10 protein-coding genes are annotated in these 15,438 nt (G+C 31.1%); 4 read left to right on the plus strand and 6 right to left on the minus strand.

Features of this window, described 5'->3' with window-relative positions; all coding sequences use genetic code 11:
* The 3 genes from B4A23_RS11120 to B4A23_RS11130 all read right to left on the minus strand — a co-directional run.
* A partial coding sequence (locus B4A23_RS11120) for a hypothetical protein (RefSeq protein ID WP_291119983.1) occupies positions 1–709 on the minus strand: 709 nt, incomplete at its 3' end.
* A 132-nt stretch (positions 710–841) separates the two neighbouring features.
* The gene (locus B4A23_RS11125; protein ID WP_291119985.1) at positions 842–2,524 is read right to left on the minus strand and encodes a hypothetical protein; all 1,683 of its coding nucleotides are present in this window, start codon (positions 2,522–2,524) and stop codon (positions 842–844) included.
* A 713-nt stretch (positions 2,525–3,237) separates the two neighbouring features.
* Positions 3,238–3,531: a hypothetical protein gene (locus B4A23_RS11130; protein WP_291119987.1), complete on the minus strand. Its 294-nt coding sequence runs from the start codon at positions 3,529–3,531 to the stop codon at positions 3,238–3,240.
* A 317-nt stretch (positions 3,532–3,848) separates the two neighbouring features.
* Here B4A23_RS11130 and B4A23_RS11135 point away from each other — a divergent pair, with 317 nt between their 5' ends.
* Genes B4A23_RS11135 through B4A23_RS11145 form a run of 3 tightly spaced genes read left to right on the plus strand, consistent with a single transcriptional unit; the run spans position 3,849 to position 5,904 of the window.
* Positions 3,849–4,055, plus strand: a complete 207-nt coding sequence (locus B4A23_RS11135; protein WP_291059611.1) for a hypothetical protein — start codon at positions 3,849–3,851, stop codon at positions 4,053–4,055.
* A 39-nt stretch (positions 4,056–4,094) separates the two neighbouring features.
* On the plus strand, positions 4,095–5,603 hold the full coding sequence (locus tag B4A23_RS11140) for a MauE/DoxX family redox-associated membrane protein (RefSeq protein WP_291119989.1): 1,509 nt from the start codon (positions 4,095–4,097) through the stop codon (positions 5,601–5,603).
* Positions 5,604–5,634: 31 nt separating this feature from the next.
* Positions 5,635–5,904 carry a DUF6520 family protein gene (locus tag B4A23_RS11145; RefSeq protein ID WP_291119991.1) on the plus strand — a complete coding sequence of 90 codons (270 nt, stop codon included), beginning with the start codon at positions 5,635–5,637 and terminating at the stop codon, positions 5,902–5,904.
* A 41-nt stretch (positions 5,905–5,945) separates the two neighbouring features.
* Here B4A23_RS11145 and B4A23_RS11150 read toward each other — a convergent pair whose 3' ends face one another.
* From B4A23_RS11150 to B4A23_RS11160, 3 genes are read right to left on the minus strand one after another with little or no spacing between them, the layout of a single operon-like run.
* Entirely contained in the window at positions 5,946–8,426 is a 2,481-nt protein-coding gene (locus B4A23_RS11150) for an alpha/beta hydrolase family protein (protein WP_291119995.1), read from the minus strand.
* Positions 8,413–9,783: a RagB/SusD family nutrient uptake outer membrane protein gene (locus B4A23_RS11155; protein WP_291119998.1), complete on the minus strand. Its 1,371-nt coding sequence runs from the start codon at positions 9,781–9,783 to the stop codon at positions 8,413–8,415. Before B4A23_RS11155 ends, B4A23_RS11150 begins: the two co-directional genes overlap by 14 nt.
* A 4-nt stretch (positions 9,784–9,787) precedes the next feature.
* A complete protein-coding gene (locus B4A23_RS11160) occupies positions 9,788–12,790 on the minus strand; it encodes a SusC/RagA family TonB-linked outer membrane protein (protein ID WP_291120001.1) in 3,003 nt (1,000 codons plus the stop codon).
* Between the two features lie 2,023 nt (positions 12,791–14,813).
* On the opposite strand from B4A23_RS11160, the gene B4A23_RS11165 reads away from it, so the two are divergent.
* On the plus strand, positions 14,814–15,398 hold the full coding sequence (locus tag B4A23_RS11165) for a hypothetical protein (RefSeq protein WP_291120004.1): 585 nt from the start codon (positions 14,814–14,816) through the stop codon (positions 15,396–15,398).
* Positions 15,399–15,438 lie beyond the last annotated feature (40 nt).

Consider the following 15,438-nt stretch of genomic DNA (forward strand, 5'->3'; position numbering starts at 1 on the left):
TCTTTAATGGATATAAAACAGAATTCACCTCTTGATAGAATTCAATTCCAATTGCTAAGGCGATTGTATGCTCTGAATTTGGAGAAAGATTGTTCAACAACTCTACATCATTCACTTCAACCTCATCATATGGATAATAATCTGTATACGATGTTTTGGTAATGTATTCGTTTTTCTCAAAATCTATCTCTGTAGAAGCTGCTACAAATCGGTAATTGGTAGCTCCTTGTGGTGCTATTATCACATCTAAGGGTTTGTATGCATCTAATGTAAACTTTGTTTCACCAGAGATACGATCTATTGTTACTTGTACAGGAATTAATACCGTTTTTAACCATGATGCACCTGCATTAAAATCAAACCCTTTCATCAGTTGTTGATTCCCTTTGTGAACATTTCTTTGACCACGAGCATTTATTGTATCTTCTTTTAGTATACCATGCATTACTTTTGTGAGACGGCTAGATAGCCTACTGTCTTTTGCATTTTTTATGATCGCATTGAATGCATTACGTAATGTTTTTCCAGCAGTACCTGCATTCTTAAATTCTTGCATATTTTCTCTGGTACGCTGAAATCGCGGATCACTCATTATGGTATTACGGTCTATAGAGCTTTTTTCTCTCACCATATAACCATCTTTTGATTTGTAGAAGTTTAAATCTCCGATTGAACCTCTAAGTTTTAAAAAGCCTTTTTGCTTTGCCATTTTTTTAAATTTTAAATTAAACATTGATCTCCATTGCGCAATGGTTTTGTAAAGTTGCAACAGCGATCTATGTAAAACAATAGCCAAGTCTTTTTGAATACCTGTAAGTCAATATATTACACTAATATACCATTATGTACTTTCTTTATTTTTTTGTTTTTGAATTTTAATAAAATCTAAGGGACGCAAGCCCGTTTCACTGTAAAAAACATTTGAAAATTGTCTTGGATTCATGTAACCTGCTATTTCTCCTAATGCCCCTACACTATAATTAAGGTATTGTGGTTGTTCTTGGAATAAATCAGTAATAAATTTTATTCTCAACCGATTGATGTACGATGAAAAATTAATTCCTTTGTACTGATTGACACATTTTGATAAATAAGTAGTATTCGTTGAAAATGATTTTGCCAAACTTACCACTGTTATATTAGGGTTTAAAAATTCTCTGTCCTGCTCAAATTCTTCAAATTTTAACAGTAAACTTTCAAGTGCTTCTTTGTTCAAATCCTCTTCATCTTTAATCGATAGTCTCCGTTCTGTGTAACTTGTATCAACTGATTCTTCAATAAACAGATTATACTTTTCGATTAAATATTTATTTTTATTTCTAGTTTTTACGATTCCTACTGTCAATACTATTATTCCAGTAAAACACGCAACTAATACAACATATAATTTTTGAGACTTATTTACTAACTTTTCCTTTAATTTGAGTAATTGAGCCGTCTCATATTCTTTGTATATAACTTGACTCATTTCTAAATCTAGCTTATAATTTAACTCATCCATTTTTAGTAATTGATTGATTATATATAATTGTCTGTTCGTATCAGAAGCAGCTAATGCATCATTTAATATGTTTTCATATATAGGTCTATACTTAGTTTCCAAAAAATTATATTCATTGAAAATACTATCTATTTTATTAAAATATATTATTTTATGTTGTTGATTATTCAATTTATCAAATGCCTTTGCTTTGTAGTAATAGATTTTGGTTAATGTATTAAAATCATTCGTTTTTATTAAAATATCTTCTTTAGTCGATAATAATTGAATAGCCGTCTCAAATTGATCATTTAAAAACTCATCAATTGCTTTATTTATCGTAAAATGTCTAAGGAAAAAATCGTTGTTGTATACCTTGCTTTTATTTAGTCCTAGTTGATTAAATTCTTTCGCTTTTGTTTTATTCTCAGTTTCTTGATGTAGACATGCTAATTGATAAATAGTATTTAATAAATAAGCTTGGTAGTCTTTGTTTTCTGGTTTTGTTTGGAAAAAGGCTTTACATTTAAGCAATAATTCTTCTGCTTGGTTGTAATGATGTAATTTTATTTTTATCATCGCCATATTAAACGTTACTTTATGTAATAAATACTGGTCTTTTGAATGGTTTAACTCATGATCTGCATTTAAGTAATTTTGTAATGCTTCTCTATAATCTTTAGCTTTGTAATACGCTAATCCTTTAGATAATAAAGCTGTTGCTGCTAATTCTTTATTTTTTAATTTTCGGGCAATAATTATTGCACTATCTGCATATTCTACTTGCGTGTTTAAATGACTCGAAAAAAAGATTCCTTCTTTATAAGCATAAAATAAATTTAGCTTATCTTTTTCTTTTTTAGCGTTTCTTATATACGCTTGCACATAGAGCATCGCATTTGGATGATGCTTTTCATCTATTAATGCATCCAATCTTTCGATTAAATAGGCATTATCTTTTGAAGTTAAAGAATCTATTTGATATGCTTTTATTATAAGAGGTAGTAGTAAGAGTATGTACACATAAGTCACAACTCTTTTCATAGTATAGATTTATTGATTAATACTAATGTACTATATTTTATATCGCAAATCGTTTATTAAGTACTTAATCGTTTAAAAGTGTATAATTTATAAATTATACATCCTTTTTATATAATATACTTGTTGTATTCTTTGTTGATCTATAAATTTCTCTAGTTTTGAATGTCTTTGAGCATATAAGTCTAATCGATTATTTCAAAGAAACTTAAATGATGGATAAAAAAGAGAGGTCATACTTCTCTTTTTTATTGCCTACACTTTACTGCCACTATGTTGCCTTCATCTTGCCTTCATCTTGCCTTGGTGTTGGGAGTAAGCGGTAAGCAAAATTTTGAAGTAAAGTTTGTTTGTTTTTTCTTACGGTTTACGGTCTATGCTTAACGTTTTACGTTTTTTTTATTAATAATCAAATCTGTTTGGACAACGGATTTTGTCATTCTGAGCTTGTCTCAGAATCCTTCTGTCACTTTGAGCCTGTATAGTTGTTAACTGAAACATAGTGATCTACTAACTCTGTTTAATAGGTTTATCTTCTCGATTGCTCTTTTATTTTCCACACCCAGTTCTATGTATCTATGTGGTGAATATTCTTTTCTGTCATTCTTGCTTGTCGAAGAATCGCATTCAATTTGCTGTTCTTAAGCTAGCAGACTCCTCATCAGTTCACACTACTTCGGAATGACAACTGGGTTTTGTCATTCGTTATTTATCGTCTAAGTCTTCAATACAACGTTTTGTAAACGCCACTCTGACTGACGATAATGAGAAGCTGAAATCAAATCAGCTTGATGATTTGGTTTTTTATTTAAAAACAATTTGATTGATGTCATTCTAAGCCTGCCAAAGAATCTCTTCTTTTCATTTTTTAAGCGCAAAAAACATTTTAAATTAAAAGGAGAAGCCATAGTATGGCTTAGGTATTCCTTTTCTTTAATGTCACTTTTTACTTGACTAAAAAGTAACCAAAAAGTCAAGGCTGTAAACCTCTCTACTAAAAATGGTATCATTTCACTAAAGATTTTAAAAACCCTACGGGCTAAAACCTTTTTAACGTTACATTCAACCATTTTTTTAACGTGAGAGTTTTAATGCCGGATTTATAATTCGTTGTCTAATTCAAATTCGTTGTCATTTCGATTCTAAATCGTCGGATTTTTAATTCATTTTTCAATATTCAAATTCATTTTTTAACCACAAATCATTTACCATTTGGAATGTATGAATTTATAAATTAGACAGGCATTTTATGTTTTTGACGCATTAACATACCTCCTATTTTTTGCGCTGAACCTAATTTCGGTACAAACTTTAAAAATGAGAAACTATGAAATCTTTTTATTTAATTGTACTTGGGTGTTTTGTATTCAATAGCTGTATAGAAGATGAAAATATTCTAATTGACACCCCGATTCATTCAGAACGTATTACCTCTTCTTTGAAAGATAATATTAAGGATAGTATATCTTCTAAAAACGATCCTCCTCGTGATAAAGATCCCTATATGAGAAATATTGATGAAGATGAAAACTGATGTTAGAAAGTTATTTTTTAAGAATTAAAACTACTAAAGATGAGAAAAATTGCACCGCTTATACCAACACTCGTCTGCTACCTATTTATTATTTTGTTTATTTATGCAACTGTGAGTAAACTAATAGATTTTGAGAATTTTCAAATTCAATTGGCACAATCACCTTTATTGAGTGCATACGCTGGATTTATTTCTTTCGCCGTAATCATTGTGGAAATTCTAATTGTATTAATGCTTTGTATCAAGCGAACACAACAAATTGGGTTCTATGCTTCTTATGGTTTGATGCTCGCGTTCACTGTTTATATCTACCTGATTATTAATTACAGTGATTTTGTTCCTTGTTCTTGTGGAGGAATTCTAGAGAAACTTGAATGGACAGAACATTTGATTTTCAATCTCGTATTTGTTGGATTAGCTGCAATTGCCATTTACTTAGGTGAATTATTGACGTTTCAAAAAGGCAAAAGGAAACTATTTGTTACCTTATTTGCTATTTCGATTGTTTCAATTGGAAGTGTCATTATTCTATTTCTTACATCTGAACACATCATCAAACAAGAAAATAATTTTACGAGAAGGTATTTACAACATCCAATTATCGAAGAAAAAGCGATTGATCTAGGCGCTAATTCCTATTATTTTGTAGGATATGAAAATAATACGCTGTATTTAGGAAATTATACTGCTCCACTTGTTTTAACGAGTGTTGATACCAATACAGATCAAATCATTTCCAAAAAGATTGATTTGGACTATAAAGATCATCCTTTTAAATCCATTATGATGCGTGTCAAAAATGGTAGCTTTTATTTGTACGACGGAACAGTTCCTGTTATTTACAAAGGAAAATTAACCAATTTACATGCAGAAACCATCAGTTTAAATGATGCTTTTTTCAATCAATTGGTTGTGATTGATTCTACCAAATTTGCTATTCGTACTCAAAGTAGCACAACGAATACGCAGACTTTAGGAAAGCTGAATTTAAACAAACAGCCAAAAATAGAATTGTTTTCAACTGTACTCGAAAAACAAATTGATGGTGTTTTTGATACAGATGGTTTATTAGTTTCTGATTCATATACAAATGATTTGGTTTATACTTATTACTACCGCAATCAATTTATTGTTATGGATCAAGCGTTACACATCAAACACAAATTAAATACGATTGATACTACTTATCAAGCAAAGATTGAAGTAAGCCATCTATCGGATGGAAAAAATAAAATGAGCGCTCCACCATTATTAGTGAATAAAAAAATGGTTGCACATCGACATCTCTTGTTTAATATCTCTAAACTTATGGGAAAATTTGAATCCCAAAAACAGTGGAAACAAGTGGATGTGATCGATGCGTACCGAACAGATCGCAAGCATTATATCGGAAGTTTTACTGTACAACATCGCGAAGAAAACAAGCTTTCAGATTTTTTAGTGACTGACACTCATTTTTATGCACTAATTGGAAATGAATTGATTGTTTATAAACTAAAGCTGGCAATAACCAATCAGTTTAAAGCAGGAAAAGCCGAAAACCTGTAAAAAAGTAGGCAAAACTAAAATTCACATAAAAATGAAAAATTTAAAGCAAATTATTTTACCAGCTGTCATTGTATTAATGGGGACTGGTGCAGCTTTCGCTACAAACCAAGCGAAGAAAGAGAATGCAGCCAATAAAATGGGATACTTCTTTGACGAAGAAACTGTTCAATGTATTCCCAAGGCTGAATGTAGTGATATTCTAGGTCAATTGTGTACGTGGACAGATGAAGATAATGTTTCTCATCAATTAAACCAATTATCAGAAACATCTTGTGAAATACCTTTGTATCGTAGTAATTAAATAAAAATGGGTATGCCTTTAGAGGCATACCTTTTTTATTTTTATTCTGTTTCTTTATTCTTCTTCAAATAAGTATCAAACCAATTCAATATTCTTCTTGTTAAATCTTCTTGATTATTCTGTTGAATGAAACTATGCCCTTCATTTGGATACAACAACAATTCATGTTCTTTTTTATATCTTCTAAGCGCATTTGCCATCTGAACTGATTGATGCCAAAAAACATTGTAATCCTCTTTACCAGTCCATAAAAGCAAAGGTGCATTCATTTGTTTAGCATGTAAAATAGGCGAATTCTTTTGGTATAATCTTGGAACATCAGCTTGCGGTTTACCTATATTAAATTGTGGTGATTCAAAACGCCAATAACCTGGTCGACTAAAATTGTAATTGTAGCTGTAGTACTCCATTATTAAATCATGGATTCCAGCTCCAGCGACTCCTGCTTTGAAAAACTTTGTTTGTGTAAGATAAAAACTTGTTTGATATCCACCGAATGAATGACCGATTAATCCACTATTTTGTAGATCTACTTGTGGAATTTCTTTCAGTTTTTTTACTGCTCGAATGAGGATTTTTAAACCGCTTTTTCCTGGGTTTCCTTTTTTGAAATCTAAATCAGCTAAAAAATAAAAGTATTCATTAAAATTAAATAAAAGTGGATTTACACCATTTGAATTTTCATAGGTTTCTTCATAAAAGACCGTAGCAACACTTGATTTTTTTTCATAAATATCAACAATTAATGGGTATTTCTTGGATGGGTTGTAATTAATCGGATATAACAAAACCCCTTTCAGATTTTCCCCATTATAGCCTTTATAGTAGATAACTTGTGAACGGTGATTTTTAAAATTCTCTTCATTCTTTTTATTTTGATCGATGATTTTTTCACTTTTACCATTGGAATAAACTAACTGATAAGGTAAATTAAAATTCTCTTTTCTATAATAAATAGAAGATGTTTGAGAATTAATCTTGTATTGACTCAACCTGTCAAGAGAATGAACTAATTTTTGAAAAACTAAAGTTATTGAGTTGTAAGAATAAATCGTTGTTGAATTATCTTCAGTATCTTTTACCTCTATATAAACTACATCATCAGGGACAAACATTCTGAGATTTACAAAATCACCATTGTGTTGTACTTGATCAGAATACGTTCTTTGGTTCAAGACTTGAAAACGAAGCGACATCTGACTTTTGAAGGATTGAATCAACGTAACCTCATTCGTTTTTAAATTATAACTATAAAAATGATTGGAATCAAAAAAGTAAAATCTATTCTTGTCTTTTGACCAAATCGGTGGTTGTGTTAATTGATAAGGAATGGTAAAATATTGTTGTTTCTCAACATCATAAATCTTCCAAAATTTTTGATTAAGCTCTTTAAATAAGATAAAATGACTGTCTTCACTATAACTCAAATTTTCATTAGGATACTCAATTCTATCGGTAATTTGTTTTCGAGTTTTTGTATGACGATCATATAAATAAAGTGTTAAATCCGTATTATTTTTAATATAATCTTTATAAGTAAATGGATTAAAATTCAAGAAATATTTTGAGTGATTAAAAAATAAAAGCGTTGGAAAATGATCATCATTCCATGATGTTAGTTCATTTTTCTCTAATTCCCAATAGACTTGAAATTTTTCTAATTGAGGTGCTTTTATGTTCTTCTCTTCCAAATGTAAATCATTGCTTTTCCAAATTTCAACTTCACCTTTCTTTTTTTGTTTTTTTTCATCGAATGTGTAATAGATAAAATAGACCAATTCATCATCGTGACTAATAAAAGTTTTGATTACTTTCAAAGTTTGACCAACTTGAAGTGGTAAAGTTGTGATAATTGGGATTGATGTTGGGCTTTTATACCAATACACCTTATTCTCTACACGAATTAGAAAACGATTGTTTTTATTTCCCCAATTCAACATCTGAGGTTGAGTAGTAAAAGAGCCAATTTTAATTGATTGTTTTGAAGATCCATCAACATAGAACAAGTTAAAAGTATTTACATCGTCATTCTTTTCACTGGTTATAACAAGTATTTTTTCTGAATGTCTATCTATTTCGTAGTTGACCACATTTGAAAATTGTTTCCATATTTTTTTATGCTTGTCAATAAAAAGGACTTCATTTTGCTTGGTTTGTGCAATGATTTCAGTTTTATTTAACCACAATTCATATTTAATGACATCAGAAATAGAGAAAAGGTTTTCTAAATTGATTGTTTTAATCGATAAGGTGTCTTTTTTGAATTGAACAATTTCATCTTGATTAAAGAAACGTGCATTTTGTGAAAGAGCTGAAATAATTTTATGTGATGGCTGATAGTATAAGACGGTTTGATTTGGATTGTTCCGATAAAATTTACTGTAAATCACCCAATTATTATCGTTTGTGAAATCTTGAACTAAAGGTGTAAAAATACCTTCATCAATTTTATTCTGCCCTTTTAAAGAAAAAGGGCAAAATAAAATGAGAGTTATAATGGATATGAAATTAATAGCCTTCATTTTGGGGATTAAGATTTGGATTAAGCAATAATTCTTTCTGAGGCAATGGCAAAACGTTATGAAACGATTTCCAATTTGGTTTAATTAGCTGCAATTGATTTAATCGATTATTTCGTTTTAAATCAATAAATCGATGACCAAATTCTGAGAAAAACTCTTTTTCTTTTTCTTCCAATAACCAGTCAATTGCTTCTTCTTTGCTTCGGATTTTATTGATTTTACTTAAACCTGAACGTTCACGTATTTGATTGATTAATTCAATTCCTGCATTTATATTTCCTTTATTTATCTGAGCTTCTGCCATAAGAAAATAAGCTTCTTCTATGCGCATAACACTACTGTATTCTGTACTATTCTCACCATTTTTATTTTTGTATTTAGCAGGTAAAGAGTAAGTTGATATTGTATTGGAAATAATCTTAATCCATTGTGTTTTTCTTAGATCTGTCGTTTCAAATTTTTGAATGATTTGATTCGATATTGAAGCGGATGAAGGTGGAAAACTTGTCGAATTGTATAAATCAGCTTCAAAAGTTGATTTTAATGCAATATCAGGTTTTAATTGCCAGATGACACCTTTGTAACTTTTGTTAAAAACTTCTTTCGGTTCATTTCGTAATCCATAATTAGATGAATTCAGAACCAAATTCAACTCTTTTAGAACATGATCCCACTGTTCTAATTCAGCATATTGACGAGCCAATAAAAGTTTAACTGCGTATAGATTTGGGTAAACCCGTTCTTGATTACGATAGCTTTCTTTTAGTAAGGAAGAAGCTTCTACTAAATCTGTTTGATTAAGTATGAAAATTTGAGAAACTGGTGTTTTATTTAATGATTTATTGATAGTGTAATCTGTTGTCGTTGTGTACGGAATATCACCAAATACAACTGTCAAATAATAATAGTGTAACGCTCGAAGAAAAAGTGCTTCACCAATCATTGTATTTTTATCTTCTTCACTGATTGAAGTACTTTTACGCATATTCTCTATAAAAAGATTAATGGCATAAATTGTTTTATAAGAACTATCCCATAATTTTGAAACAGCTGAATTAGTGGAAAGAATTTGATTGTCATAAAAAGGGGTTAAATTGTGACTGTCACTCAAATAACTTGTAAGTTCATCTGTATAAACTCCTGTCATAAAACCAATTCCATACATTCCTCCATTTACAAAAGAATCATCACGTGTAGCACTATATAAACTTGCCAATGCTGCTTTTGCTGTTGCAGCATCTGTATAAACCATTGATGTATTGAGTTGTGTGGTAGGTAAATCAACATCTATCAACTCTTCGCAACTAAAACATAGCAATTGCAAACAGCCAGCGAATAATAAAATATATTTTTTCATGTGTTTAAAATTTAAGTTGTAATCCAAAAGAATAGGTTTTGAGTGGTGGTAGAAAACCTGTAAGCACAAATTCGGGGTCTAATCCGTAATAATTGGTGAAGGTCAAAAGATTTTGTCCTTGGAAATAAATCATCGCATTTTTCCAAAAAGTTTTGTCTGATGGAAGTTGATAACTGATGGTAATATTTTTCAATCGAATGTAGGATGCATCGGAAATGGATTTATCACTTTGACTAATCAACCCACTTAGTTTATTCCAATCCGCTTTTCCAGTAGTATAGTAAAACATATAATTAGCATTTGGATTAGATGATGACCAAGAATTCAACATTTCAATCGGTTGATTATTCAATGAACCTGGTGCTAAATAATTCGCATCGTAATTGAATTGGGTTTGTTTTACAAATTGAAATAAAAAGGAGAATTCAACATTTTTGTATCGAAAAGAATTGTTCCAACCACCGTAATACTTCATACCAACTTCTTTGATGCTTTGCTGGTCATCAATTGGAGAAATAATTCCATCTCCGTTATAATCTTTAAATTGATACAACCCTGTCGCAGGATCAATTCCTTCGTAATGATAAAATTTTTGAATGTTGGTTGATTTTCCAATCATATACGTATTGGCATAAGTAGAACCTTCAAGATTAGGAAAAGACACCAATTTATTTTTTGGAATACTTAAATTTAGGCTACTTGACCACTTAAAATCCTGCTTTTTGATGGGGTGAGTATCCAATTCAATTTCCCAACCTGTATTTTGAATGACGGCGTTTAAATTTGATTGAATGGATGAAAAACCTGTTGTTCCTGGCAATGGTATTCCAACCAATTGACTCCCTGATTTATTTTGATAATACGCCATCGAAAGATTCAAGCGATCTCGTAAAAAACCAAGCTCCAAAGCTGCTTCTATTTTTTGAGTTTTTTCCCAACTGAAATTTGGGTTATACAAACGAGACGGAGACATACCAACAATTTCATCGTATTTCGTACTACCAATCGTATAGGTGTCTAAATATTGATAATCGCCAATTTGATCGCTTCCTGTCATTCCAAAACTCCCTCTTAATTTCCCAAAGCTTAACCAAGATGAGTCGTTGAGAAAGTTTTCTTTCGAAAAAAGCCAAGCGGCTCCAATTGCTCCAAAATTTGCAAATCGATTATTGGTTCCAAAACGACTTGAACCATCACGACGAGCGGTTAAATTGAGGATATATTTATCTTCATATTTTATATTTAATCGAGTAAACATTGAAGCATATGCATATTCAACTTTCGAATTTTGATTGATGGTTTGTGTTTTAGCAGCACTTAAATTGTAAATCAATTCATCAGAAGAAAACCCCGTTCCTGTTACTCTAAATTGATCACTTATTGCTTTTTGGAAACTTGCCCCGATTAAAGCATCAACTGTAAATTTATTCAATTGCTTGTTCCAATTAATTTGAGGCTCTAGTAGATAAGAAAATGATTGATTCGTTCCTTTTGAAGAAGTAGAATTAGCACTTGTTATACCATTGGCTGGATTATAAAGTGTATGAGGACGAATAGAAGTTTCTATAAAACTTATATCATTTAAACCAGCATTTAATTTGATGGAGAAATCATTAAAAATTTGATAACTCAAATTGGTATTCAGTAATAAATTCTTCGTGTCGTTTCTGTATATTGAGTTTAACGCTGCTACAGGGTTTGACCAAGAACCTCCTTCCCAATTTAAACTTCCATCTTCATTATATAGTTTTGGTGCATTTGGTGCTAAACGCAATGCTTTAGTGGTTAAATCTGTTGTAGGTAATGTATTCGATTGGAGATTATAGGATGTATTGACAAGAAAAGTTAATTTTTGGTCTTTACTTTTGTGGTTGATATTTGCGCTAAAGTAATTGGATTTAATTCCATTATCAGTCGGAAAAACAGTCGTTTGTTCTTGATGTTTTGAACTCAAAACATAAGCAGTTTGCTCATTTCCTCCACTTAATCCGATTTCATGATTTGATCCAATTGCTAATCCTCCAATCAATTCTTTTTGCCAATCTGTTTCACGAGTTTGATCCCATCTTCCATTTACATCATACGCATTAGCAGGATAAGTTGTAATTCCACTATTTTCAAAACCCGTCCTTCGCATGTTTAAGTATTGAGCTGTATTCATTAGTTTCATTTTGCTTGCAACTTTACTCATGCTATAACTCGAAGTAAAAGAAAATTCAGTTTTTCTATTTTTACCTGTTTTTGTGGTAATTAAAATCACTCCATTTGCTCCACGAGAACCATAAATAGCAGTTGCATCAGCATCTTTTAAAACTTCTATACTTTCAATAGTATTAGGATTGATTGTATTGAGTGGATTTATAGAAGCAAAAGGTAAAATTGTTCCTGAAAGATTAGAGGAATTAGAAGTCACAAGGGCAATACCATCTACAATGTAAAGTGGTTCGTTCCCTTCTCTTCGTAAACTGTTTTTACCCCGAATCTGAATATCATAACCTCCTCCTGCAACACCAGTATTTTGGATGATACTTACTCCAGAAATGCGTCCTTGTACAGCAGAAAGTACATTATTCACAGGCTGATTCTCTATTTCCTTAGCTGTTACACGTGCAATAGATCCTGTTCGTTCTTTGTCTTTTACAGCATAGTAACCCGCATTCACCACCACATCTTTGAGTTGAATCCCCTCCTCCTCTTCTTTTGTGAAACGAACATTGATCACGCTTCTATTCAATACCTCTTCTTCTCGAATAGGGAAGTCCAATTGCTCGAAAATTAGTTTAGCATCATCATGCTCTAAGATTAGCGAATACTGTCCATTTGCATCAGTTTGCACACTATTCTGTGTACCTTCTTCTGTTACGACCACGCCAGAGAGCAAATGGTTATGATCTTTCACCGTTCCAGTCACGGTTTTTCCTGTTTGTGCAAATAGGGGTGTAGCACAAACCAATCCCAATAGCACACTTATTATATGCCTATTGAGTTTAAAGTAAAATATTTTCATAATTTTACATAAGTTTTTTAAAATTCAACATTAGTTTTAAAAGCCACTCCTTTTCCTGTACATCGCGCCAACTTTGTTTTTGGGAAAGGGGTTTTTGTTTTTACGTTGTACGGTCTACGCTTAACGTTTTACGTATTTATTCTTATTACAATCTAATTCAATTACATACAATCACTGATATACTCGAAGTGCAGAATCTTTCTATCACTTTTTTGAGAGCAAAAAAGTAATCAAAAAACTCTTGTCTTTGATTTTCGACGGTCAAAATAAGTTTCAGCCATTCAATATTTTAAATCATTTGCTACGCAAACAGTAAAATATTTTAACCATTCTCTTCAACTTTTTGACACTCGTCTCCAAATCATATGACATTTTCTTCATCCTTTTTTCTAATTCAAATTCGTTGTCATTTTAAAAAACGGATTTTGTCATTCTGAGCTTGTCTCAGAATCGCATCCTTTATAAATCCCCCTCCGACAAGTTTTAAAAATTACATTAATAAATGAAAAAAATTAACACTAATCATTTTATGAAGATCATTTATACTCTTTGTGTTGTCTTCGGGGGATAGAGTGTGAATCTGTTTACTCTTTCATAATTTTACATAAGTTTTTAATTCAACATTAGTTTTAAAATTCACTCCTTTTCCTGTACATCGCGCCAACTTTGTTTTTACGGTCTACGTTTAACCTTCTACGTCTTTTGTCATTCTGAACTCGTTTCAGAATCGCATCCTATATATTTGATTTCGAATCCGCTCAATCAACTAATCTTAACCTCTGTCTCAACCTTAATCTTAACCTCATTTCCACACTCCCCAACCCCTCTCAAGAGGGGAATTCTATCAATCATTATCCCATTGAGGGGATTACAGGGGTGTTTTCTATTACGTTCTACATTATTTTCTAACCACAATAGAAACATAGGTGTTCTCTCTCTTTTTTTATTTTAGAGATTGTATAGTTCAGTAAACAGAAACATAGCGATCTTCTTACTCTGTTTAATAGATTTACCTTCTCTATTACTCTTTATTTTTCTCCACCCAGTTCTATGCATCTATGTGGTGAATATTCTTTTCTGTCATTCTTAATACGATCACTGAGGCTTCTGAAGTGTACATTGTACATACTACTTTTTACATACTGCAATTCTCACATCTAATCTGTACATTTTACAACTCAACACCGATACACAAACCACGAACAAACCATACGGAACGCATATACAATGGATACAGAATGGATACAGCGCCGATACACAACCGATACAGAAAAGTATCATTTTGGATATACACCGATACAGGATTTTAACACTTTTTAACACATTATTTCTCTAATATTCTGTCATTTCGAGAAATCGAATCTGTACATAGTTGAATCCTCTCAATACTAAAATCTGACGTCTCACATCTAAATAATAGGTAGCAGAGCCCAATAAATTTGGAAAATGGCAATAAAGGGTTTACTTTTAATGTGCGAAAAATAAAAGTATAACCATGCTGTCAAAGTCTCATTACCGAGGCTCTGATAGAGAGCGTGTAAAGAAAGGACACCCCTTTTCTTTACGTTCCGTCAAATGTTATAAAAACGGAAGATTGTTGTTCAAAAAGAATGGTTAAACCAACAGACTTTGTCTGGCGGTTTTTTACGGATGAATGGAAATTGTTTCGTTCTCATTTTGTGTTGGGTTTTATGGAACGATGTACTTACAAAGTGGAGGAATTATATGGTAAAATACCAGATAGAGCACCCTCAACTTTTACTCGTGGTTCCGCCAGAAACCGTCTCTGAACAAGTCAGAGTTGCCTAAAAGTTAACGAGGAGTGCCCTACTGGAATATTTAGCAAAGTTACAAAATTCCAGCAATAGGCAAACTCTCGGTCAACTCGTGGCAATCTGGCGGATTTCGAACGAGTGACATCGTCTAAAGTAATTTATAATTTACTTTTTCCTGTCGCTATTGTTTTCATAAACAAATATATAAATAAAAATAGATAAAACAAAATAAATTAATCTATTTTAATATGAATAAAGAATATTATCAAAAAGAATATGGAAAAAGAGTTTCTAAATTCTTAATCTATTATAATCTTACAGAAGGAGATTTAGCTAAATTAATTGATTCAAACTCTACCAATATTAGAAGTATCATTAATGGTGAAGTTGGCTTAAACATGAACAAGATGATTAATATAGCATCTGTATTCGGTCTTACATATTACGATTTTGCAAATCCAAATTTTAAATTACCTTCAAAAAGTAGTCTTCCTGAATTAACTATTAAAATAATTAAAGAAAGACAGAAAAAAGGTTCTATTATCCGTGATAAATCTAATATTCTTGCTATAGAACTTGATCGTTTAATAAATGAAGGTATTTTAAATAAACCTATTACTTCAAAAATTCTACTATCCTTAATGAATTCTAATGCTCAGAAAAAAGGCTCAACTAGTATTACAAATCTTTTAAGAAAAGAACCTAGAAATGCAATAATAATACAGCTTAAACAAAAATATGGGAATGAAAGTATTTTTATTGAAAAAAAATATGCTAAAAAATATAAAAATATGAGCACCGAAAAACTAAAACTATTATTGGACTCTAAATAAAATTACCCATAGCTTTAAATTTTCATGCTAATTTTTTTAG

It is taken from the genome of Empedobacter sp. UBA7248, from assembly GCF_002472945.1.
Classification (GTDB): Bacteria; Bacteroidota; Bacteroidia; order Flavobacteriales; family Weeksellaceae; genus Empedobacter; species Empedobacter falsenii_C.

Excerpts from the sequence above, each read along its gene's own strand:
- B4A23_RS11140 (WP_291119989.1), top strand. The coding sequence starts at position 4,095 with ATGAGAAAAATTGCACCGCTTATACCAACACTCGTCTGCTACCTATTT.
- B4A23_RS11135 (WP_291059611.1), top strand. The coding sequence starts at position 3,849 with ATGAAATCTTTTTATTTAATTGTACTTGGGTGTTTTGTATTCAATAGC.
- B4A23_RS11160 (WP_291120001.1), bottom strand. The coding sequence starts at position 12,790 with ATGAAAATATTTTACTTTAAACTCAATAGGCATATAATAAGTGTGCTA.
- B4A23_RS11165 (WP_291120004.1), top strand. The coding sequence starts at position 14,814 with ATGAATAAAGAATATTATCAAAAAGAATATGGAAAAAGAGTTTCTAAA.
- B4A23_RS11150 (WP_291119995.1), bottom strand. The coding sequence starts at position 8,426 with ATGAAGGCTATTAATTTCATATCCATTATAACTCTCATTTTATTTTGC.
- B4A23_RS11145 (WP_291119991.1), top strand. The coding sequence starts at position 5,635 with ATGAAAAATTTAAAGCAAATTATTTTACCAGCTGTCATTGTATTAATG.
- B4A23_RS11125 (WP_291119985.1), bottom strand. The coding sequence starts at position 2,524 with ATGAAAAGAGTTGTGACTTATGTGTACATACTCTTACTACTACCTCTT.
- B4A23_RS11155 (WP_291119998.1), bottom strand. The coding sequence starts at position 9,783 with ATGAAAAAATATATTTTATTATTCGCTGGCTGTTTGCAATTGCTATGT.
- B4A23_RS11130 (WP_291119987.1), bottom strand. The coding sequence starts at position 3,531 with ATGATACCATTTTTAGTAGAGAGGTTTACAGCCTTGACTTTTTGGTTA.